24 protein-coding genes are annotated in these 22,394 nt (G+C 54.9%); 7 read left to right on the forward strand and 17 right to left on the reverse strand.

Translation table 11 applies throughout. The features are described from left to right. Positions 1-50: 50 nt before the first annotated feature. The 9 genes from EJ361_RS12515 to ku all read right to left on the reverse strand — a co-directional run bounded on the left by EJ361_RS12515 (position 51) and on the right by ku (position 10,543). Entirely contained in the window at positions 51-614 is a 564-nt protein-coding gene (locus EJ361_RS12515; protein WP_126245956.1) for a K(+)-transporting ATPase subunit C, read from the reverse strand. Between the two features lie 12 nt (positions 615-626). Continuing rightward, a complete protein-coding gene (gene kdpB / locus EJ361_RS12520) occupies positions 627-2,675 on the reverse strand; it encodes a potassium-transporting ATPase subunit KdpB (protein WP_126245957.1) in 2,049 nt (682 codons plus the stop codon). A gap of 21 nt (positions 2,676-2,696) precedes the next feature. After that, a complete protein-coding gene (gene kdpA, locus EJ361_RS12525; protein WP_126245958.1) occupies positions 2,697-4,412 on the reverse strand; it encodes a potassium-transporting ATPase subunit KdpA in 1,716 nt (571 codons plus the stop codon). A 13-nt stretch (positions 4,413-4,425) separates the two neighbouring features. Beyond that, the gene (locus EJ361_RS26155) at positions 4,426-4,506 is read right to left on the reverse strand and encodes a potassium-transporting ATPase subunit F (protein WP_109695581.1); all 81 of its coding nucleotides are present in this window, start codon (positions 4,504-4,506) and stop codon (positions 4,426-4,428) included. Positions 4,507-4,596: 90 nt separating this feature from the next. Continuing rightward, a complete protein-coding gene (locus tag EJ361_RS12535) occupies positions 4,597-4,932 on the reverse strand; it encodes a DUF7674 family protein (protein ID WP_126245959.1) in 336 nt (111 codons plus the stop codon). Positions 4,933-5,086: 154 nt separating this feature from the next. After that, positions 5,087-6,424: a sigma-54-dependent transcriptional regulator gene (locus EJ361_RS12540; protein WP_126245960.1), complete on the reverse strand. Its 1,338-nt coding sequence runs from the start codon at positions 6,422-6,424 to the stop codon at positions 5,087-5,089. 82 nt (positions 6,425-6,506) lie between these two features. Continuing rightward, positions 6,507-7,001, reverse strand: coding sequence for a hypothetical protein (locus EJ361_RS12545; RefSeq protein WP_126245961.1), 495 nt, complete (start codon positions 6,999-7,001; stop codon positions 6,507-6,509). A gap of 129 nt (positions 7,002-7,130) precedes the next feature. After that, positions 7,131-9,773, reverse strand: coding sequence for a DNA ligase D (ligD, locus tag EJ361_RS12550; RefSeq protein WP_126245962.1), 2,643 nt, complete (start codon positions 9,771-9,773; stop codon positions 7,131-7,133). After that, on the reverse strand, positions 9,770-10,543 hold the full coding sequence (gene ku / locus EJ361_RS12555; protein ID WP_126245963.1) for a non-homologous end joining protein Ku: 774 nt from the start codon (positions 10,541-10,543) through the stop codon (positions 9,770-9,772). The genes ligD and ku overlap by 4 nt, the downstream gene beginning before the upstream one ends. Positions 10,544-10,771: 228 nt before the next feature. Here ku and EJ361_RS12560 point away from each other — a divergent pair, with 228 nt between their 5' ends. Then, positions 10,772-11,140, forward strand: a complete 369-nt coding sequence (locus EJ361_RS12560; RefSeq protein ID WP_126245964.1) for a hypothetical protein — start codon at positions 10,772-10,774, stop codon at positions 11,138-11,140. A gap of 37 nt (positions 11,141-11,177) precedes the next feature. On the opposite strand, the gene EJ361_RS12565 is transcribed toward EJ361_RS12560, so the two are convergent. The 4 genes from EJ361_RS12565 to EJ361_RS12580 form a co-directional block, all read right to left on the reverse strand. Then, positions 11,178-12,215, reverse strand: coding sequence for a DNA topoisomerase IB (locus EJ361_RS12565; RefSeq protein ID WP_126245965.1), 1,038 nt, complete (start codon positions 12,213-12,215; stop codon positions 11,178-11,180). Next, positions 12,190-13,056, reverse strand: a complete 867-nt coding sequence (locus tag EJ361_RS12570; RefSeq protein ID WP_126245966.1) for an SDR family oxidoreductase — start codon at positions 13,054-13,056, stop codon at positions 12,190-12,192. Before EJ361_RS12570 ends, EJ361_RS12565 begins: the two co-directional genes overlap by 26 nt. A gap of 67 nt (positions 13,057-13,123) precedes the next feature. Beyond that, entirely contained in the window at positions 13,124-13,735 is a 612-nt protein-coding gene (locus EJ361_RS12575) for a YciE/YciF ferroxidase family protein (RefSeq protein WP_126245967.1), read from the reverse strand. 21 nt (positions 13,736-13,756) lie between these two features. Continuing rightward, positions 13,757-14,137 (reverse strand): hypothetical protein, encoded by a 381-nt coding sequence (locus EJ361_RS12580; protein WP_126245968.1) that lies wholly within the window; start codon positions 14,135-14,137, stop codon positions 13,757-13,759. Positions 14,138-14,426: 289 nt separating this feature from the next. On the opposite strand from EJ361_RS12580, the gene EJ361_RS12585 reads away from it, so the two are divergent. Both EJ361_RS12585 and EJ361_RS12590 read left to right on the forward strand, forming a co-directional pair. After that, positions 14,427-15,836, forward strand: a complete 1,410-nt coding sequence (locus tag EJ361_RS12585) for a sensor histidine kinase (RefSeq protein ID WP_126245969.1) — start codon at positions 14,427-14,429, stop codon at positions 15,834-15,836. Between the two features lie 46 nt (positions 15,837-15,882). Beyond that, positions 15,883-17,319 (forward strand): hybrid sensor histidine kinase/response regulator, encoded by a 1,437-nt coding sequence (locus EJ361_RS12590; RefSeq protein ID WP_126245970.1) that lies wholly within the window; start codon positions 15,883-15,885, stop codon positions 17,317-17,319. Positions 17,320-17,457: 138 nt separating this feature from the next. Here EJ361_RS12590 and EJ361_RS12595 read toward each other — a convergent pair whose 3' ends face one another. Both EJ361_RS12595 and EJ361_RS12600 read right to left on the reverse strand, forming a co-directional pair. Continuing rightward, positions 17,458-17,826: a DUF6528 family protein gene (locus EJ361_RS12595; RefSeq protein WP_126245971.1), complete on the reverse strand. Its 369-nt coding sequence runs from the start codon at positions 17,824-17,826 to the stop codon at positions 17,458-17,460. An 84-nt stretch (positions 17,827-17,910) separates the two neighbouring features. Beyond that, positions 17,911-18,063, reverse strand: a complete 153-nt coding sequence (locus EJ361_RS12600) for a lmo0937 family membrane protein (RefSeq protein WP_126245972.1) — start codon at positions 18,061-18,063, stop codon at positions 17,911-17,913. A gap of 235 nt (positions 18,064-18,298) precedes the next feature. On the opposite strand from EJ361_RS12600, the gene EJ361_RS12605 reads away from it, so the two are divergent. Beyond that, positions 18,299-18,760, forward strand: coding sequence for a PA2169 family four-helix-bundle protein (locus EJ361_RS12605; RefSeq protein ID WP_164714207.1), 462 nt, complete (start codon positions 18,299-18,301; stop codon positions 18,758-18,760). Positions 18,761-19,047: 287 nt separating this feature from the next. Here EJ361_RS12605 and EJ361_RS12610 read toward each other — a convergent pair whose 3' ends face one another. Continuing rightward, positions 19,048-19,233, reverse strand: a complete 186-nt coding sequence (locus EJ361_RS12610) for a CsbD family protein (RefSeq protein WP_126245974.1) — start codon at positions 19,231-19,233, stop codon at positions 19,048-19,050. A gap of 279 nt (positions 19,234-19,512) precedes the next feature. Between EJ361_RS12610 and EJ361_RS12615 the strand changes: the two genes are divergently transcribed. From EJ361_RS12615 to EJ361_RS12625, 3 genes are read left to right on the forward strand one after another with little or no spacing between them, the layout of a single operon-like run. Then, positions 19,513-19,899, forward strand: a complete 387-nt coding sequence (locus tag EJ361_RS12615; protein WP_126245975.1) for a response regulator — start codon at positions 19,513-19,515, stop codon at positions 19,897-19,899. 35 nt (positions 19,900-19,934) lie between these two features. Then, complete coding sequence (locus EJ361_RS12620) at positions 19,935-21,395, forward strand: sigma-54-dependent transcriptional regulator (RefSeq protein WP_126245976.1); 1,461 nt, start codon at positions 19,935-19,937, stop codon at positions 21,393-21,395. 4 nt (positions 21,396-21,399) lie between these two features. Then, on the forward strand, positions 21,400-21,858 hold the full coding sequence (locus EJ361_RS12625; protein ID WP_126245977.1) for a low affinity iron permease family protein: 459 nt from the start codon (positions 21,400-21,402) through the stop codon (positions 21,856-21,858). Here the strand turns inward: EJ361_RS12625 and EJ361_RS12630 are convergent, their stop codons facing one another. After that, on the reverse strand, positions 21,859-22,347 hold the full coding sequence (locus tag EJ361_RS12630) for a VOC family protein (protein WP_126245978.1): 489 nt from the start codon (positions 22,345-22,347) through the stop codon (positions 21,859-21,861). Positions 22,348-22,394: the final 47 nt, after the last annotated feature.

Genomic DNA, 22,394 nt, shown 5'->3' on the forward strand with positions numbered 1-22,394 from the left:
AGTACCTCTTTTTTTCGGGTTTCCATAGGTTGGGCTGAGACTAAAAAAGGCTAGTGTATTTCGTCTAAAGCCAAATTGAGTTGAAGGACGTTTACAGTCGCCGGACCGAACATTCCCGCCAGCGGCCCTTTCGTATTCGCTTTCACGAGGTCGCGGAGTTTTTGTTCGGGGATGTTGCGCACCTTCGCGATGCGGGGCACCTGTACCAGCGCGCCTTCCGGAGAAAGGTGGGGATCGAGCCCGCTACCGGAGGCCGTTACCAGCTCAGCCGGGATCTCGGAACGCTTCACGCCCGGGTTGTGGGCGAGGAAGGTATCGATACGCTCTTCCACGATTTTCAGGTAGTCGGGGTTAGACGGCCCTTTGTTGGACCCGCCCGATCCTGCGGCATTATAACCCACGGCGCTCGGCCGCGTCTGGAAATAGTTGTCGCCGGTGAATTGCTGGCCCACATTGGCGTATCCCACCACCACGCCGTTCCTTTCCACCTTCACCCCGTCACCTTTACCGGGCGCCAATTTGGCGATACCGGCTACGAAGAGGGGATAGATGCCGGCGGTCAGGAGCACCAGTACGATGGTCAGTTTCAGTGCCGGGAAAAAATATCTTTTCATGATTGTTTCAGTTTAGAAGAATAAAGCAACTATCATATCGATCAGCTTGATGCCGATGAAAGGCACCACTACGCCGCCGATCCCGTAAATGAGGAGGTTCCTCCGCAACAGGGCGCTGGCGCCGATGGGTTTGTACGCTACGCCGCGCAACGCCAGCGGGATCAGCAGGGGAATGATGATGGCGTTGAATATCACCGCGCTGAGGATCGCCGTTTCCGGGCTGTGCAACTGCATGATGTTGATACCCTGCAGCGCGGGGATCGACAGGACGAACAGCGCCGGCACGATGGCGAAATACTTGGCCACGTCGTTGGCGATGGAGAACGTAGTGAGCGTACCGCGCGTCATGAGCAACTGCTTCCCGATCTCCACGATCTCGATGAGCTTCGTGGGGTCGTTGTCGAGGTCTACCATGTTGCCGGCTTCCTTCGCCGCCTGCGTGCCGCTGTTCATGGCCACGCCCACATCGGCCTGTGCCAGGGCGGGCGCGTCGTTCGTACCGTCTCCCATCATCGCCACGAGCCTGCCTTCCTGCTGCTCTTTGCGGATGTAGGTCATCTTGTCTTCGGGCTTGGCTTCGGCGATAAAATCGTCTACGCCTGCCTTATCGGCGATGTATTTGGCGGTAAGCGGGTTGTCGCCCGTAACCATCACCGTTTTCACGCCCATCCGGCGAAGCCTTTCAAAACGCTCGCTGATACCGGGCTTGATGATATCCTGCAGTTCGATGACACCGGTCACTTTATCGTTCACGGCCACTACCAGCGGCGTGCCGCCGTTCCCGGAAATCTTCTTCACCATTTCGGCCGTGTCTGCCGGGAATTCGTGGCCGGCTTTGGTGCTGAGGTTGCGGATGGCGTCGAACGCACCTTTGCGGATGCGGGTGCCGTCGCTCATATTGATGCCGCTGCTGCGGGTTTCCGCGGTAAACGGCACCAATTGCGAACCGTTGAGGCTCAGGCGCGACGATACCTCTTTCCCCGCCAGTTCCACGATCGATTTCCCTTCCGGCGTTTCATCGGCCAGTGAGCCGAGCACGCTGTACCGGATGAATTCACTGGCGTCATAACCTTTTGAAGGATAGAATTGCGTGGCTTTGCGGTTACCGATGGTGATGGTGCCGGTTTTGTCGAGCAGCAGCACGTCCACGTCTCCGGCCGTTTCCACGGCTTTCCCGGATTTGGTGATGACGTTGGCGCGAAGCGCACGGTCCATACCCGCGATGCCGATGGCCGACAGCAAACCGCCGATGGTAGTGGGGATCAGGCAAACGAACAATGAGATGAAGGCCGCGATGGTGATAGGCGTTTGTGCATAGTCCGCGAAAGGTTTCAGCGTTACGCAGACGATGACGAACACCAGCGTGAAACTCGCCAGCAGGATAGTCAGCGCGATCTCGTTGGGTGTTTTCTGCCGCGACGCGCCTTCTACCAGCGCGATCATTTTATCGAGGAAAGATTCCCCCACGCCCGCGCTCACCCGCACCACGATCCGGTCGCTCAGCACTTTGGTGCCACCCACCACGGAGCTTTTGTCTCCGCCCGCTTCGCGGATCACGGGGGCGCTTTCGCCGGTGATGGCCGATTCGTCGATGCTCGCCAGGCCTTTCACGATTTCCCCGTCTGCGGGGATCACGTCGCCAGGCTCGCAGAGGAACAGGTCGCCTTTATGAAGTTGCGAGCTGGGCACTACTTTCACTTCGTCAGTGAAGATTTCGCCGACGGCGAGGATTTTCTTGGCCGGGGTGTCTTCCCGGGTCTTGCGCAGGCTTTCGGCCTGTGCCTTGCCGCGTGCTTCGGCGATAGCTTCGGCGAAGTTGCCGAAGAGCACGGTGAGCAGCAGCACGAGGAACACGGTCAGGTTGTACCCGAACGATCCCTGCGAGCTGTCGTGGCTGAACGCGGTATACAATGTAACCACGAGCATGACCATCGTTCCGAGCTCCACGGTGAACATCACCGGGTTACGGATGAGGAGGCGCGGGTTCAGTTTCACGAACGATTGCGCCAGGGCTTCCTTCACCAGTGCTGCCGGGAACAGTGTATTGTCTTTCGTTTTCATTTTTTTCAGCGTTTGCGTGCGTTAGTACAGGGAGAAATATTCCGCAATGGGGCCGAGCGCCAGGGCGGGGAAGAAAGCCAGGGCGGCGATGATGACGATCACGGCGAAGGTCATGATGCCGAAGGTGGTGGTGTCTGTCCGCAGCGTACCGGCCGATTCGGGGACGTGCTTCTTCGAAGCCAGGAGCCCTGCTATCGCTACCGGACCAATAATCGGCAGGAACCTGGAGAGGACCAGCACGAAGCCGGTGCTCACGTTCCAGAACATGTTATTGTCTGTCAGCCCTTCGAATCCAGAGCCGTTGTTGGCCGCGGCAGAGGTGTATTCATACAGCATTTCCGAGAAGCCGTGGTGGCCGGGGTTATTAAGCCAGGCGCCCGGCTGCGTGGCCCATCCCGCGCCCCATCCATGTGCGATGGCGTAGGAGGAAAGCGCCGTGCCGGCGAGGATGAGGAAAGGATGCAGGAGCGCCACCAGTGCCGCGATCTTCACTTCCCGCGCTTCCACTTTATGCCCCATGAATTCGGGCGTGCGGCCCACCATAAGGCCGGAGATGAACACGGCGATGATGATAAAGATGAAATAGTTGAGGATACCTACCCCACAACCGCCGTAGAAACAGTTGGTCATCATGGCGATGAGCTCCATCATACCGGTGGTAGGCATGGTGCTGTCATGGAAACCGTTCACCGAGCCGGTGGAAATGATGGTGGTGACGGTGCTCCAATATGCGGTGGCGGTAGGCCCGATGCGGACTTCCTTCCCTTCCATGGCGCCCGTGGCCTGGGCGATCCCCATTTTCGCGATGGCGGGGTTGCCGCCCGCTTCGGAGATGATGGAAGGGATCATGAGCGCCAGCATACCGGCCGTCATGACGCCGAAAATGACGTAAGCGAATTTCTTCCGCTGGATGAAGAACCCGAGCGCAAAGACCAACGCGATGGGGATGATCACCTGCGAGATGGCCTCGGTCATGTTCGTTAAATAATCCGGGTTTTCGAGCGGGTGGATGCTGTTGGCGCCGAAATAGCCGCCGCCGTTGGTGCCCAGGTGCTTGATGGCGATCATGCCGGCCGCGGGCCCGCGGGATACCTGTACCGTATCGCCCTGTACCGTTACGATCGTGTCTTTACCCGCATAACTGGCCGGTGTGCCGCGGAACGCCAGGATACCGGCGATCACGAGGCAGATCGGGAGCAGCAGGCGGGTTGTGGTTTTCAGGAGATGTTCCCAGAAGTTGCCCAGCTGCGTGGTCGTTTTCTGGCGCAGCGCCTTGAACAGGGCGATCAGCGCCGCGATGCCCGTGGCCGCGCTCACGAATTGCAGGAACGTGATCACGAACAACTGCGTGAAATACGTCAGCCCCGATTCCCCGGAATAGTGCTGCAGGTTGCAGTTTACGAGAAAACTGATGGCGGTGTTGAAAGCCAGGTCGGGCGTTTGGCCCGCGTTAAGGTCTGGATTGAGCGGCAATTTGTCCTGGAAGATCAGGAGAAAGAATGCGTAAACGAACCAGAGCATGTTGATGGTCAACAATGCCTTCAGGTGCTGTTTCCAGTTCATTTCCTCCTTCGGATCGATGCCGCAGAAACGGAAAATCCACCGTTCCAGCGGTGCCATAAAGTCCAGCAGCGTCCGCTGTCCGCCGAAAACCTTCGCGATGTACCGGCCCAGCGGAATGGCGATGAGGAGCGTAATGGCATAAGTGGCGATAATGCCCAATAATTCGGTGTTCATGTCTGGATGGATTTCAGAATTTTTCCGGTTTCAGCAACACGTACACCATGTAGCAGAAAACCAGCAGGGATAAAATGAAAAGTGCGTTCATCATTTGTTCGCGTTTTTTAAATCTTGTCGAAATAATCTACCGATGCGAAAAGCAGCCAGAAGCATACGAGCCCGGCGAGCAAAAGGAGCAGGATCAGCATTGTGAATTATTTAAGATGAATTGACGGCGCGCGCTTTGCAGCGACGCGGGCAGGAGCGTTTTCACCGGCGCGTTCAGCAGCGGCGAAAGCCCGAAAAGGAATACCGACTCGATGGCGTCGCGCAATTGGCGGCTGCCGTTCTTGTACAACACGCCGGCCATGGAAAAGCATTTCCGGATTTCGGGCAATGCGCCTGTGCGGATCATTTTCCGCGTATACGCCGTAAAAGCCTGGATAACTTTGGCCGGCGCGCCGCCGGGTTCCGCTTCGGTGCGGAGGCCGGGGATCTGTTGCGCCAGCAGGAGATGGATTTTAGCATCCGGTAACATGATAGGTGATTTTGGCACCCTAAAGCCAGCGGAGTGCCACTTCTTGCAAATCCATCATAAACCCATCATAATCAACGAAATAAAAAGCCGGCATGTCTTTTCAGACGTGCCGGCACCATGCAAAAACGGAAGGGTAGTTTGCAAAAACGGTAGGTCAGCGGATGTTGTATTCCTTGATTTTATTGTACAAAGTGGTCAGCCCGATCCGGAGCATTTCTGCCGCCCGGGTCTTGTTGCCGTTCACGGCCTGCAGTACGCGGGTGATGTGTTTCTTTTCCATATCCGCGAGGCTCAGCGGGGCGGGGCCATCGTTTTCCGGATGGGTAAATTCCAGCGGCAGCACGCCGGTATCCAATTCGTTACCCTCTGCCAGGATCACCGCTCTTTCGATGACGTTGCGCAGTTCCCGGATGTTGCCGCGCCAGTGGTGGTTTTCCAGCGCCTGGCGGAAGGCGGCCGTCATCCCCGTGATGCGCTTGCCGTTTTTGGGGCCCAACTGCGCCAGGAAGTAATCGGCGAGCAAAGGCACATCCTGCCGGCGCTCGTTCAAAGCAGGCAGCTGTATCTGGAAGGCCGACAGTCTATAATAAAGATCCGCGCGGAAAGTGCCTTTTTCGGCTTCCTTTTCCAGGTCGCGGTTGGTAGCGGCGAGGATGCGGATATTGACTTTCAGGGGCCTGGAATCGCCCACTTTATAGAATTCCCGCGTTTCCAGCACGCGGAGCAGTTTGGCTTGCAGGTCGAGCGCCATTTCGCCGATCTCGTCGAGGAAAATGGTGCCGTTGTTCGCTTCTTCGAGGAAACCTTTCTTGTCTTTCACCGCCCCGGTAAACGCACCGGCTTTATGGCCGAACAGTTCGCTTTCGAGGATTTCCTTTCCGAAGGCGCTGCAATTCACCGCCACGAACGGTTGGCTGGAACGGGCGCTGGCGCGGTGGATGGCCTGTGCGAACACTTCCTTCCCCGAGCCCGTTTCCCCGAGCAGCAACACCGTAGCATCGGTAGCCGCCACTTTGCGGGCCAGGTTCACGGCCTCGAGAATGCGTGGCGACTGTCCGATCACCTGGCTGAAATCATGTTTGCCGCCCAGCTTTTCTTCCAGCGAGCGCACCCGGAACTGGAGGCGCGCCTTGTCCATCGCTTTGCTCACCAGCGGAAGAATGCGGTTATTGTCGTCGCCTTTCGTGAGATAATCGAACGCGCCGTTCTTGATCGCCTGCACACCATCGGCAATGTTGCCGTAGGCCGTGAGTACGAGGATTTCCGTATCGGGATGGGAGGATTTTAATTGCCGGGCCAGCTCAACACCATTGGCATCCGGGAGTTTCACGTCGGACAGGATGACGTGGACTTCCGATTTATCGAGCAGTTTGTGGGCGGACCGTGCGTCTGGCGCTTCCAAAACCGTATAGCCTTCCAGTGTGAGAAGGCGGGCGAGGAGTTTCCGGAGTTGCGCTTCATCGTCGATGATGAGGATCGTGCCTTGGGTCATGGGAGCAAATGTAGCGCAAAAAAACCGGGACCGACAAATGTCACTTCCCGGTTCGTTCCCGTTGATGCTATTCTTTTTCGCCTTAGCCGGCGTTTTCGGATTTCTGGTCCCTTTTCACGGCGATGGCCCCTATCAACGTGCCGAGCACGCCCAATGTAACATTGGCGAACAGGATATTCCCGACCATGAAGACCCAAAACCCCTGCCTCGTTTGCACACTATATTCATTGATGCGCGCCTCTTCGGTGGTAATGTTGAGCGTGGCCGGATCGGCAGGCACGGTCACCAGATGGAAAAGCACCGTCACCGTGGCGATCATGATCGTGGCAAGCACCGTGGTAATGATACCCGATACCGCCAGCTGGTACAGCGATGCCCCGCCGCCCAGCGCACTATTGGCGTGAACGACCGCCAGCATGACGCCGATGAATATAACGCCGTTGATGATGTAACCGGTCCACAGATCGGTGAACCAGTGCGTAAGGTAAAAGATCCCGGCCAGCGCAATGCAGACCGCCGTGATGATGAAGCTGTATACCCAAACCAGCCTGAGAATAGAATGTTCGGCTCTTGCCATGGGACTGCGGATTTGGTGAACAATAGCCGTTTCCGGCATTTACAACCTATCCCATCCAATTGGCATGCCATTACAGGAAAAATCCCCTGTCAAAACATGATAAAAACCCTCGCCCACAGTTGTTTTCCATTATTCTCCGGCCACTTTCAGTATGGCTCTCAGATCGTTTTTCGCGGTGAGGATGCCCGCCCACAGATCGCCCTTTTTGTCCAGTCTTTTCCCGATGTTGCCCATGTGATAATCCTCCATTTTGAGATGCTTCGTCACTTCCTTCCACTCCAGCGGCGCGGAAACGGTGGCCCCGGGCTTCGGCCGCACGGAATACGCCGACGCGATGGTTTGTCCTCTGCGGTTTTGCAGGAAATCGATATAGACTTTCTTCTTCCGTTTCGATTTGGTGCGCTCCACGCTCGTAATTTCCGGTAACATGGCGTTCACTTCCTGCGCCAGGTATTCCGCAAACAGCTTGCAGGTATCGAAATCGTGCTTCGCACCGGTCGGGATACAGATATGCATACCGCGCGAACCGGAGGTTTTGACGAAAGAAACGATATCGCGGGATTCGAGCAACTTCCGCACCGCGAGCGCCGTTTCCACCACATGCACGAACGCAATGTCGTCCGGATCGAGGTCGATAACGATATAATCCGGATGGTCCGGCTTTTTCAATCTCGACAGCCAGGGATTGATCTCGATGCAGCCCAGGTTTACCATCCAGGCCAGCGTGGCTTCGTTGTTGCAAACGAGATAATCGATCTCCCGGTCCGAGGATTCCGACCATACCTGCGCGGTTTTCAGCCACGACGGAACGGTTTTCAAGTCGAGGTCTTTCTGGTAAAAACTGGGCCCGGCGATGCCATTGGGAAAGCGGTTCAGGCTTAGCGGACGGTCCTTCAAATGCGGTAAAATCACCTCCGCCACCGATAGATAATAATCCACCAGCCGCCCTTTCGTGATCTGTTCCTTCGGCCAGTAAATTTTCTGTTGATTGGTGAGCGACACGGTTTTCCCGTTCAGTTTCATTTCCCGGTCGTTTTCCGGAGCGGCCTTCGCTGTGGAGGCTTTCTTCGCGGTTGCTTTCATATCGGCAGGTTTTGAAGCCGGCAAGTGCCGCGGGGTTTCGCGGACGACGGATTTGGCGGGCTTATCGTCGCGCAGGGCGATGAATATGGGTTGGCGCAAATGCCCGTCGTTAGTCCATTCCGAAAACTTGACTTCGCAGACGAGCTGCGGTTTCAGCCAGGTGACGGGCATATTTGTTTTGATTTTTTCCCTGAATGGCGATGCGTTGGTGACGAGTGGCTGGAGCCGGGCGTGCATGTCCCTGAGCCCGGCATCGTTGAACCCGCCCCCGCAGTGGCCGATGTAGCGGAGCGATCCGTTGTCGTACACGCCGAGAACGAGGGCGCCGATGTTTTTGCGGCTGCCGCGGGGTGCGGTGAATCCGCAAATGACGGCTTCCTGGCGGTTGAGCACTTTCACTTTGAGCCAGTTGAGGGAGCGGGCCCCCTCTGCGTAGGTGCTTTCGCCGTTCTTGGCGATCACGCCTTCCCACCCGGCTTTCTTCGCTTTTTCGAAATGCTGGATGCCTTTCCCTTCCACGTGCCCCGAGAATATCACGGCGGGATCGTTTAGCTGATCCACGATTTGCCGGAGGAGTTCTTTCCTTTCCAGCAGGGTCAGGTCTTCCAGCGGATGGCCATCGAGGTAAAGGAGGTCGAAAACGGCGTAAGCGAGGTTCCCTTTGCGGGTGGTTTTGTAATGCTGTAGCGCCTGGAAATCCGATTTGCCGCGGGCGCCGGCGATGATAACTTCCCCGTCGAGCACTACGTTGTGGGGAATTCGCTCCACAGCTTCTACGATCGGTTGATATATTTCATTGAAAGACAAATTGTTGCGGGAATACAATTCCGCTTTCCCGTTCTTCACCGCGGCAATGGCGCGGTATCCGTCCCACTTGTTTTCGAAAATCCAGCCGGGGCGGTCGAAGGGCGCGTCTACGAGCGTGGCGAGCATGGGCTTGTAGTGTCCCTTCATCGGCTCACCTTTCGCCGCTTTTTTTTTACCGGTGGATGCAGTTTCCCTTGCCGCCGCTTTTTTTGCCGGCGCTTTATTAGCGGCTTTCCTGGAAGATGCAGATTTTGATGGCGCTGTTTTTTTGACGACCGTTTTCTTTGCCGCTGTTTTCGCTTCGGGTTTCGTGTTATGCGGCCCTTTCCCCTTCGCGATCACCGTTTTGGGCGTGTGGTCTTCACTGTCGTACGCGTCATGAACGGCGAATTTATCATTGTGCTTGATGAGCAGCCATGCATTCTCTTCGCGCCCGCCGCGCATCTTCACCAGCGCAAATTCTCCTTTCAGTTTCTTTCCGTGCAGGACCACTTTCAAACTGCCCGATTTCCACTCTTTCAGCGCTTCCTTGTCGAACGGCCGACCGTTCGGTTCGAGGAGCTCGTACGTCCCCTTATCCCAGATGTACACGTATCCCGCGCCGTAATTCCCTGGCGGGATTTCGCCCTGAAAATCTTTGTAGTCGAACGGGTGATCTTCCACTTCCATGGCCAGGCGCTTGTCTGCCGGGTTCAGCGACGGGCCTTTCGGTACCGCCCAGCTTTTGAGCACGCCGTCCATTTCGAGGCGGAAATCGTAATGCAGGCGCGTGGCGTGGTGGCGCTGTATGACGAAAATGTGGTCTTTCCCCGATGCTTTTCCGGACTTTGGCTCGCTGGTCTTCTTGAAATCCCGTTTCTGGTTATATTTCGTCAGGCTCATGATACGCGTTTTTTAGTGCCCAGGCTGGCTTTCAGCTGTTCGAAAAGATCGGTGCCTTTCGTGGTGGCCACTTTCATTTTCTTCACGACGGCCCGTTTACCGGCCGCTTTGGCTTTGATGATGCGGAGAAGCTCTTCGCGGTAAGTGTCTTTATAGGCGCTGATATCGAAGGTCTCGGAATAGCTTTCTACCAGTTTGACGGCCATGTCCAGCTCTTTTTTGGGGATGGCCGTGGCGTCGGGGAGCTTCAGTTCGTCCGGCTCCCGGACCTCTTCTGCGAACCGCAGCCGGTGAAGCATGAGATAATCGCCGTTGGCGCGCACCACGGCAAGGTGCTCCTGTGTCCGCAACACAAACAGCGCCACCCCCACCTTACGGGTTTTTCCCAGGGTTTTCAGCAACAATTGGTACGCCTTGCCGCCGCCTTTATCGGGCTCTATGAAGTACGCCGTCTCGAAATACACGGCATCTATCTCGTCTGTTCCGGCAAATGACGATATTTCGATGATTTTGCTCTTTTTCGGGCTCGCATCTTCATAATCATGTTCGTCGAGCACAATGTATTTGTCGTTGTAATTGTATGCTTTGACGATGTTTTCCCAGGCCACTTCCTTTCCTGTTTTCTCGTTGATGCGTTGAAAACGGATGCGGGAATGGTCTTTTTTGTCCAGCATATCCAGGTCCAGCCGGCTTTCCTGGATGGCGCTGTAAAGCTTCACCGGAATGTTAACGAGGCCGAAGCCGATGCTGCCTGTCCAAATGGCTCTCATGTGGAAACGGTTTAGTGTATACCTGTACAACAATCATTATACCATGGTAGTTGCACGGAAAAGCCGTTCCGGGAGCGGAACGGCCTTGTTTCTTCATATGCATAACTATCGGGGGAATTTGCTATAAATGTATTTGATCGCTTCATGCATCCTGTGCCAACAATCAGGCCATTTTTTTCGTCCGTGGCATGTGATTTGGATTTCAAAGGGTAATCAAACATGACTTTTATGGAAAACCTGAGAACAGATAAACCCGGCGAAATGAACACCCTGTCGCAAGTAATGGCCAAATTGCACTCGAAAGGCTATGATGTCGAGTTCAAGATGAGTGACCATGGCCGGATGCAGCCCACAGAAGGCGATGAGATCTATAACCCGGACGATCTGCTCATCATCAAAACCTACCGTTTCGAAGGGGAATCAGACCCTTCAGACAATTCGGTGTTGTACCTGATGGAAGACAAAAACGGCAAGAAAGGGTACGTGCTCGACGCTTACGGGGCTTACACCTCGCACGATGAAGCGGGATTCGACGAATTCCTGCAGAAGATACCGGTCGAAGATCGGGAAGAACAGCAGATCTTCGGCGGACTGTGATGCATGAACTACATGTAAACGAGAGCGGCGGCGCCTTTCAGGGGCGTCGCCGTTTTTGTGTATGATGATCTTTCAGGATTTTCAACAGTAGTTTTTCGTCCACACTTTGCCCTAGGTATTTCCCCAATCCGCCGCTTTCGTAAAGATCGGTGAGGGCGGGGTGGACGTAGTATTTCTTACACACCGCGCGGGTATTCCCCAGTTTCCGGGCCACCTGGTCCAGTACCTCCACAATTTTGCGTTTGCAATCCGCGGCCGACTGTCCCGTTTCACATGCCGCCAGGAGGTGCAGGGCTTCGAGGGTGCCGGCCCAGGTACGGAAGTCTTTGCATGTGAAATCCTCACCGGTAATGCTTTTCAGGTAGTCGTTGAGCGCGCCGGAATCGAGGCTTTTCACTTCGCCGTTTTCATAATACTGGAAAAGCTCCTGGCCGGGGATATCCCTGACTTTGCGCAAGAGCCGCGCCAGCGCCGCGTGCCGCAGCTCTATCTGCTGTTCCACGCCTTTCTTCCCTTTGAACCGGAACAGCGCGGATTGGCCGTTGAACCGGACGTGTTTATTCCGTAAGGTAGTAAGGCCGTAGGATTGGTATTTACTTTCATATTCCGCGTTGCCCACCCGCATAAGGGTTTCTTCCATCACGCGCATGGCAATGGCGCATACCCGCGGTAGATCGAGCGTTTTTCGCCGTAAGTCCTTCGTCACCTGCCGCCTGAGCTTCGGCAGTTGTTTCCCGAATGCGAGCAATCGGTAAAACTTCGTTTCGTTGCATACTTCCGCCCATCGGGCATGGTAGCGGTATTGCCGGCGCCCCAGTGCATCGGTGCCCGTTGCCTGGAGGTGACCGTTCAGGAAAGGGCAAATCCACACGTTTTCCCAGGCCGGCGGCAATACCAGTCCACGGATGCGGGCCAGCACGTCTTTGTCTGTCACGCGGCGGCCCTGGGCGTCGGTATAATAAAATCCACCGCGCATGCGATGTCTCGTAATGCCCGCCATTCCCGGCTGAACGTAGCGGAGGCGGGCGGCCTGCGCCACGGCGGGCGCATCAGCCGTTAACAATTTCTCCTCCATTGGGGTGCAAGATTTGTCCGGTCATATAATCGGCCTCCGCAGAAGCCAGGAACACGTAACAGCCGGCCACTTCGGCCGGTTCGCCGGCGCGTTTCAGCGGCACGTCCGACCCGAAATCGGCCACATGTTCCGCCGGGAATGTGGCGGGGATCAGCGGCGTCCAGATGGGGCCGGGCGCCACACCGTTCACGCGGATGCCTTTTTCCGCCAGCATCGACGAAAGCGACCGCGTAAACGAAACGATGGCGCCTTTCGTAGCGGCATAATCTACCAAATGTGCGCTGCCCCGGTAAGCTGTCACCGATGTGGTATTGATGATGCATCCGCCGCGGGGCATGTGCGGCAGCGCGAAGCGCGTGAGATAGAAATGCGGGAATATGTTGACGGAGAACGTTTTCAGCAATTGTTCCGCCGTGATGTCCGTGAATTTTTTCTGCGGGAATTGCACGGCGGCGTTGTTCACGAGAATATCGATGCGCCCGAATTTTTTCACGGTTTGCCGCACCACTTTTTCGCAATGCCTTTCGCGGCTCAGGTCTCCGGGGATCAGCAATACTTCCCGCCCGCGGTCTTTCACGCCAAGGGCGGTGGTATTGGCATCTTCGTTTTCATCGAGGTACGCGATGGCCACATGTGCGCCCTGCGCGGCGAAAGCCAGCGCCACGGCGCGCCCGATGCCACTGTCGCCCCCGGTGATAAGGGCGATCTTGTCTTTCAACCGGCCGGCCGGCTGCGATTTCGGTTGGGCCTGGGGCAGGGGTTTCATCCTGTGTTCGGCGCCGGGCTGGCGGCGTTGATGCTGGGGCGGGCGCAGGGTCTTTTTCTTGCTTGATTTCTGCATATCCGGGATGTTGGGTCAAAAAAAAGCTGCTGCAAATGAATGCAGCAGCCTTGTTTCCGATGGCATATCAGTCTTCCGCCATCGCTTCCTCGTTCACTTTCGATTCGGCGATCTGGGTGAGGAGGGAATCCGTTTCCTTTTCTTCGTCCAGTGTTTGTTCCAGTAAGTTGGCGGCATCGGTGTGGCCCATGCGGGTGGCCAGCGTGCGCAAACTGCCGTACGTCGCGATTTCGTAGTGTTCCACTTTCTGCGCGGCGATGATGAGCCCGGCGTCGAGCACGGAACCTGCTTCTTCTTCGGTGATCAGTTCCTGCGCTTCGGTGACCAGGCCCGCCATGGCTTCGCATTTTTTGGCCGTGGGTTTCATCCCGATGATCTCAAAAATGTCTTCGAGCCGGCTGACGTGGCCTTTCGTAGCTTCGAGGTGATCGGCGAATGCGTCCACCAATTCGGCTGTGGAAGCGGCTTTCTGCATTTTGGGCAATGCTTTCACGAGGTGTTTCTCGGCCCAGTAGATGTCTTTCAATTCATCCACGAACAATTGATGAAAAGGCGATGCTTCCATGTCTCCGTTGCGGGATGCGGGTTTGCGTGCCGGCGCGGATTTTTTCATGGAGCCGTTGCTCCGGCCGTTGGCACTTGCTTTTTGCCCGGCTGTTTTGGTGTTCTTTGTTGCCATAATTCGTGCGGTTTTTCAGGTTTATTTGTTAGGAAAAGGAAAGCGGTCGCGCTTGTCGATGATGCTATCGTTTTCGATGTCACGTTCACCGGCGATGTCTGGCGATCGTTCCTGGACATCGTTGTTTTCTTCACTCTCCGGAATATCGGGTTGATGTTCCCTGCGGCCTTTCTCTGGCTTATCCTGCCGGGGGCCCTGTTCGGGCTCGGATTGGGGGTCGCTGGGTTTGCGGTCGATTTCCCGCTTGGGGATTTCCTGCGGGATGTCCGGGTTTTGCTTGCCGGGTTCCTGCCCCTGTCCGGGTTTGGGCTGACCACCACCCTGGCCCCTGTTTTCGTCTGGCGGCTGAATGCCGGGCGATGCCGGGTTCGGGCGTGGTTTTTTATCGGTTTCGTTTGTCATGGCTGGAAGATTTTAAGGTTAGATACATTCTTTATAATACTTGTCCAAACCGCATTCCAAGACGAAGGCACATGATTTGCGGCATAGGGGAACAACAACAATATCATGCGCCACTGTAACGCATTCGGTGGCGGGCGGACCGGGATGGAATGCGGGGGTTTTCGTACTTTGGGGGTAGGAATGGCGGGTAAACCGGCGACTTTCCGGAGGCAGCCTTGTAGAAGGGAGTTTTCAGTATGTAGAAAATCTTGCACATCCAAAACCGGCATCCATAAACAGTTTGAAGGAAATGCACATTAGCATACATAAGAAGATCAGGGTGGGATTTTTCATCGCTTTTACCGCCATCGTCGGCGCCAGCGTCGTGTCTTACCTCATCGCGAAAAACCTCCAGCACAACGCCTCCCGCCTTCAGCACGCCGTGGAGGTCTCCAAGCGCCTGGAGCTCATCTCCCGCCATCTGAAAGACGCCGAATCCGCGATACGCGGCTACAACATCACCCATCAGCAGGAATTTCTCCGCCCCAGCATGGAAGAACGGAGCGTCGAAATCGAAAGCGAATACCGCAAGCTCCGCCGGATCATCGACGATCCCCCCCAACAAAAGAACCTCGACACCCTCAAAGACCTCCTCGACGTTAAATACGGCCAGCTGCTCGCCGGCGCCAGGGATCCCCGCATCGCCTCCGTGAAGGAAGGGGAATTGTCGATGGACCGCATCGACCGTAAAATGCAGGACATGATCGCCATCGAAGAAGCCCAGCTCACCGAGAAATCGCGGCTGTTCACGTTCTTCTCCAACCTCTGGATTCCCGTCGTGTTCATCATTTCCCTCATCGCCATCATCATCGGTATATATTCCTACGTTACCCTCAACCGCGAATTCCGCCTCCAGCTGCATATCGAGTCCAGGATGCGGAGCTACCAGCGGGAACTCCAGGAAAACATCAACCTGCTCAATAAATCGAACCAGGAGCTCGAACAGTTCGCATACGTGGCTTCACACGATTTGCAGGAACCCCTGCGCAAAATCTCCACGTTTTCCGACCGGCTGCTCCTTAAATACCGGGAAGATATCCCTCCCGAAGCGGGCCAGTTGGTAGACCGTATGGTATCTGCCGTAGGCCGCATGCGCGTGCTCATCAACGACCTGCTCATCTTCTCCCGTGCCGGCCGTATCACGCCAGACACCATCGCTGCGGTAGACCTCAACGAACTGCTGCGCGACGTGCTCGGCGACCTGGAAGCTCCCCTGCAAGAGAAGAAGGGCACCGTTTCGACCGACAAACTTCCGACCGTGGAAGGGTCAGACACGGGGCTGCACCAGCTTTTCCAGAATATCCTGTCCAACAGCATCAAATTCGCCTCGCCCGACCGCCCGCTCGAAATCCGCATCACCGGCGAAACGCTCACCGGCGCCGAAGCCCGCGTTCCCAGCGAAAAACGGGCGCAGGAAAAATACCTCCGCATCCGCGTGCAAGACAACGGCATCGGGTTCGACCCCGCTTACGCAGACCGTATCTTCCTCATTTTCCAACGGTTGCACGGCGTGAGCGAATACAAAGGCACCGGCATCGGGCTCGCTATCTGTAAAAAAATCGCCGACGCCCACCAGGGCTTTATTTCCGCCGAAGGCGACCCCGGAAAAGGCGCGGCATTCATCATCACCCTCCCGCTCCGGCAATTGCGGGAAGACTGATTTTTGAGCATGCTTCTTGCTTGAAAACAGGAATACACGGACCAATATGAAAGATAAACGCAAACGCATCCTGATGATCGACGACGATGAAGACGATTTTTTCCTCGTCAACACCATATTGCAGGATGTAGCGCCCGACCAGTACGAGTTAACCTGGGCCCCTACCTACGACAAAGCACTCGAAGCCATCGGGCGGCGAGAGCATGAACTGTACCTCGTCGATTACCGGCTGGGCATGCACACGGGGATCGACATCCTCCGGTATTTCCAGTCTATCGGCCACGAAGCCCCCGTGATCATGCTCACCGGTAAAGGCGATTACGCCATCGATAATGAAGCGATGATCGCCGGGGCAACCGACTACCTTGTGAAAGGCGACATCACCGGCCCCGACCTGGAACGCGCCATCCGTTACGGTATCTCCGAATTCAAGCACCTGCGCGCCATCGCGGAAAACGAGCGCAAATATTTCGGCATCTTCGAAAAAAGCCACGACATCATCATCCTGGCCGATTGCGACATGAATATCATCGACGCCAATCCCAACGCACGTAAAAAAATGAATTACGCGCGCGAAGAACTGCTGACCATGAACATGGACAAGCTCTTCTTCCTCGAATCCGAAGCCAAACGCTTTTTCGAAGAAATCTGTACCGACGACGCCATCGTGCAGAAAGAATTCACCTTCCGCGACAAATCCGGGAAAAAGATCGCCGTGCTCGTCAACGCCAGCAAGCTCGACGAGCAACTGGGCACCTTCCTTTGCGTAGCGGAAGACATCACCGACAAGAAACGCGAAGAACAGGAAAAACGGCAACAGGAAAAGTTCGTGATCTCGGGGCGCATTGCCCGGGTGATCGCACATGAAGTACGCAACCCGCTCACCAACATCATATTAGCGGTAGGGCAATTCAGGGGGGAAGATTCGACCGACCCCGAAGACACTACGCTCTACCTCGACATCATCGAGCGCAACTGCACGCGCATCAATCAACTCGTGACCGAACTGCTGCAATCTACCCGCATGATGGAGCTTCATCTCCAGGAACATGACCTGAACGATCTCATCCAGAGCTCGCTGGCCCTGGCTACAGACCGTCTGCAGCTCAACGGCATCAGGCTGGAAGAGGATTACGCGAAAGAGAAAATAATGCTGACCGTAGATGACGAAAAGATCCGCATCGCACTGCTCAACATTCTCATCAACGCCATCGAGGCCATGATGCCGGGGAAAGGCGTACTGACCGTGAATACGTACACCGAAGGGAAATCCGCCGTCATACGTATCCAGGATAACGGAACGGGCATTCCGGAAGAGAACAAATCGCGCCTGTTCGACCCGTTCTTTACGTCGAAAACGAAAGGCACGGGGCTGGGGCTTACGTCCACCCAAAACATTATCATCAATCACAAAGGCAACATCCAGGTGGAAAGCACTATCGGAGAAGGCACTACGTTCATCATCACATTGCCCGCCAATTAGGTGTTCGCCATTTTTTAAAATAGGTAGTATCGCCTTTGGCGTTGATATTCACAAAGGTATTCGTGTAACACCGCAACCAGCGCGCCTTATAGATTTTGGCACCGGGCAAACGCAGGATGATATTGCCGTTCAGATCGGTTACATCGTCTGTCCACCATTGAATTTTCGGTACGGTAACGGAAGGCCGGGAGCGATGTCGATAGAATGCGGATTGCCGCCTACGGAATCGTACCACATCGTTTTGCCGTCGCGGATACGGATAATGGCCGCTCCGCCGCCGGAGGCGCAGGTGAGAATGAAGTTGCAGTCGCGCGAGAGCTTCGCTTCGCTGGGATTGCGGAACCATTTGCGATGCGCTTCGGGAATGTCGGCCGCCCGCCAATCGCGGAGAACCTGGCCGGAAGGGACTAGCATGAGCACCACACGATGTTCGGCCTGGTCTGTGATCACCATGGCTTCATCGCCGGCCTGAAAAAAAAGGGTCAATAGCAACAGGATGGGATTCATATCCTGAATTAACGCAAAAAGCGGTGTAAATGGAAATTTCTGTCCATTTACACCGCTTTTTATCTGGCGGAGATGGCGGCAATATTATACAGCCCTGCCCCGGATGATATTGATCAAAATGGCGATGATCGCCAATACGAGCAGGGCGTGGATAAGGCCGCCGGCGGAATACACGAAGAATCCCAGCAACCAGCCGATGATCAGGATCACCGCAATGAGATACAGTAAGGAATTCATATCTGGATTGTTTTTGGTTCATGATAAATGATGTAAAATTCATGCCAGCGGCGTTTCAGCCTTAGGTTTCCCATCCACCGGAAATATTCGCCCCAACCGATGTGGACGCACTTCCACCAACAGGGGCGCCGCTGCGCCAAAACAACCTCGATTCCCGCATTAAACCGGCATGGCAGCTTTTTTGGACGGAATAGTACGGAACCATATCATTATATCACCCATAAAAAAGCATATCATGGAACACCTGCAAAAAACGGCCGCAGTCGTGGAAGACCTGGTGAAGATCAATAACGACCGGGTAGAAGGATACAACAAAGCCCGCCTGCAAACAGACGATCTGGACCTGAAGGAATTATTCGAGACCATGATCGCCGACAGCAAGCAAAACACCACCGAGCTGAATAAATACCTCCGCAGCCTGGGCGAAGAACGCGAACGCGACACCACTTTCGCCGGGAAGCTGTACCGCACCTGGATGGATGTCAAAGTCTCCTTCGGCGGAGGAGACCGCCGTGCCATCCTGGCCACCTGCGAATACGGGGAAGACGCTGCCCAGAAATCGTATAACACCGCGCTCGACCAGGACTTCCTCCCGCCCGAAGTGCGCACCATGATCTCCGACCAACGCATCAAACTGCGCACCGCGCACGATAAAATCCGGTACCTCCGCGACCTCGAAACCACCAACAAAGGTTGAGTCCTGTAGTATCGATATATAAAAACAGAAAGTTCCGGCAGGTTTTGCCGGAACTTTCATTTTATGAGCAGGATGATCAAAATGGTCACAAACAGGATGAACGCTTACGATGGATCAATCTATGATAATACATTTTTTTGCCAGACAAAAGGCTGTCCCGCACCGGAAGATGCAGGACAGCTGGCAAGCTTTACGGTTTTAAGATGCTTTAACTGCATTTTAAAACCAATCGAAGCTGCCAATAACTAAAACAACAGCTATGATAAAAGTATAATCGTATACTGCGTTTACAGCTCGTCGATGAGCTTTTTCACTTCCTCTTTCGACTTGCCGAGTTTCTGCTGGAGCTTGCCCAGCAGCTCGTCTTCCTTACCTTCGGTATACGTCAGATCGTCGTCGGTCAGATCCGCGTACTTTTGTTTCAGCTTGCCTTTGATTTCATTCCAGGCACCTTTCAATTGCAGATTGTTCATACGTTAACTTTTTAGGATGAAGTAAATGACGCTGTCTGAAATGAAACAATTACTATACCACCGTGCCAATAAGGGGGAAATGGCCGGGTTTGGGCGGGATGGCCGAACATTATGTGGAAATACGCCGTAATTTCCGGGGAAGATTATCCACAAATTTGCTTGTTGGAACAGACAAAAGGTTCCGGCAAACAGTTTGCAGTTGTAAAGCTTAAATGACAGTAACTTTCCGGCGGAATTAACCAAGTGGCAGGAATTTCCCGGTTTTAAACTGACGACGCCATGGGAGATTTGATTTTAATAATAGACGACGAACCGGATATTTGTCAACTTTTACAGTTAAGCCTGACGAAGCACGGATTCAAGGTGAAATATGTGCACGCGCTGAAAGACGGGCTGTTGTTCCTGCAACAGCAGCAACCCGATATTCTGTTCCTGGACATTCACCTCCCCGATGGGTCGGGCCTCGATATACTGCCGAAAATCAAGGCAGATTATCCCGATTTACCGGTAATATCCATCAGTGCTTACGACAATGGCATGGAAAAACAGAAAGCCCTGACTTCCGGCGCGGCGCGCTTCCTGCCGAAACCATTCAATGTGAATGAGTTAACTGACATCCTGTTTGAAATGAAGCGGAACGATGTAAAACCGCATATGCATAATTAGTTGTAAATTTAATGTCCGTCCAACATATTCGAATTATGAAGAAAATCCTCATTGTTGATGATGAAATAAACATTTGTACCCTGCTCAGCCGATTCCTGGGCAAGCATGGCTTTAAGACAGAAAGTACGATGACGGGCGCCGGCGCCCTGAAGTTGCTCAAAGAAGCGCCCTTCGACCTGGTGCTTTGCGATTACCGGCTCAAAGACACGGACGGGGCGCAGCTGCTCAACGATATCCGCACCCTCAGCCCGCAAACCGTCGTAATTATCATCACGGGATATTCTGATGTACGCATCGCGGTAGACATGGTGAAGAACGGCGCATACGATTACATTTCCAAACCATTATATCCGGACGAGATCCTGGCCCTGATCAACAAGGCCCTGGAAAGCCCCGGCGCCGCCAGGCCCCAACCCGTGCAGGCGGCTCCCGCAGCGCCCGTCCGGGAACAGAACGCCCAGCGGCCGCAACCTTCCGGCGGTACCGGGAACGGCGCGCAATACGTATACGGCGAAAGCGACCCTTCGCGCCAGCTCATCCGCGAGCTCACCCTCGTGGCCCCCACAGATTACAGCGTGATCATTTTCGGGGAAACCGGCACCGGTAAGGAATCCGTGGCCCACCTCATACATGACCACAGCAGCCGCAAAAACCAGCCGTTCGTCCCTATCGACTGTGGCGCGCTTTCGCGCGAGCTGGCGGCCAGCGAATTGTTCGGTCATGAAAAAGGATCGTTCACCGGCGCCATCGGCACCAAAATCGGCGCATTCGAACAGGCGCACGGCGGCACCATCTTCCTCGACGAAATCGCCAACCTTCCCTACGACGTTCAGGTAGCACTGCTCCGCGTCATCCAGGAAAAACAGATCCGTCGCGTGGGAAGCATGAAAGAAATAGCGGTGGATGTGAGATTGATCGTAGCGTCTAACGAAAACCTGTTCGAAGCCGTGCAAAAAGGCAAATTCCGGGAAGATCTTTTCCACCGTTTCAACGAATTCACCATTCATATTCCGCCGCTGCGCGACCGTGGCGACGATCTCCGCTCTTTCGTAGACGCCTTCCTGGCGCAGGCCGGCAGGGAACTGAACAAACCCGAAGCCACGCTCAGCGAAGAAGTCTGGGAATGCTTCCGGAACTACGACTGGCCAGGCAATATCCGTGAACTGAAAAACGTCATTCGCCGTGCGAGCCTGCTCACGCCCGCCGGAAAGGAAATTTCCATGGCCGCGCTGCCGCTGGAAATGAAAGCCGGTAAAATGACGCGCCCCATCACACCTTCCGGCATCGAACCCGCCTCCACGGAAGCGGCAGACGAGCCCAACCTCCCGATGCTGGACGATAACGATCTCAAATCCGTAGCGCTGAAAGCGGAATACAACAAGATCATCAACGTCCTGAAAGAAGTGAAGTACAACAAGACGAAAGCCGCGCAGTTATTGAATATAGACCGGAAAACCCTCTACAACAAGCTGCGCCTGCTGAACATCAATTACTAATATTATGCAGCAGCAAGAAGCAAACAGGAAAGTGCCGCTGTTCGAGCGGTTCGCAGGCAAAGCCGTGTCCGCCACCGGCAGCCCATGGGCCTTTATCATCGCCTTCTTCGTGATCATCGCATGGGGCATTACCGGCCCGTTGTTCGGGTTTTCAGATACCTGGCAGCTGGTCATCAATACCGGCACCACCATCGTCACCTTCCTCATGGTTTTTATCATCCAGAAATCCCAGAACAAGGATTCCAAATCGATCCAACTGAAACTCAACGAGTTGATCGCCTGTACAAAAACGGCCAGCAACCGCCTGATAGACGTGGAATCGATCTCCGAAGAAGAGCTGAACACCCTGCACACTTTTTATTCCAAACTGGCGCAAGACACCAAGCGCCACCTGGATATACGGAAATCCCATTCCATCGACGAAGCGATCGAAAACAGCAAAGGCAAACTGAAAATCCAGTAATTACTGCTTCAGTTCGTGCAGCAGATCGCTGATATTGAGGCGATGGGTGTACATGGTCAGATTCCCGTTCCCATCTTTCGGCCACTGTTCGCGCGGGCGGTCCCAATACAGTTCCAGTCCGTTCATATCCGGATCGTTAAGGTACAGCGCTTCCGACACGCCGTGGTCGGCGAAGCCGGTGAAAGCCACGCCTGCACCGGTGAGCCTTTTGTATATCTCCGCCAGGTCTTTCCGGGTAGGGTAAAGGATGGCCACGTGATAAAGCCCTGCCGCATTTTCGGGCGCGGGCGGCATGCCCTTGCTGTGCCAGGTATTGAGGCCGATGTGGTGATGATAGCCGCCGGCGGAAATGAAAGCCGCCTGGTCGCCGAACTTCGTCATCAGTTCAAATCCCAGTAATCCGCAATAAAAATCGAGGGAACGCTGGAGGTCGGAGACCTTCAGGTGCACATGGCCGATGGTGGTGGCCGCAGGAACGGTATAGCGCATGTAAAGTTGGTTCGTTTTGATGCAAAGATAAACGGATCCCTCCTGCC

Source organism: Chitinophaga rhizosphaerae, assembly GCF_003958645.1.
Classification (GTDB): domain Bacteria; phylum Bacteroidota; class Bacteroidia; order Chitinophagales; family Chitinophagaceae; genus Chitinophaga; species Chitinophaga rhizosphaerae.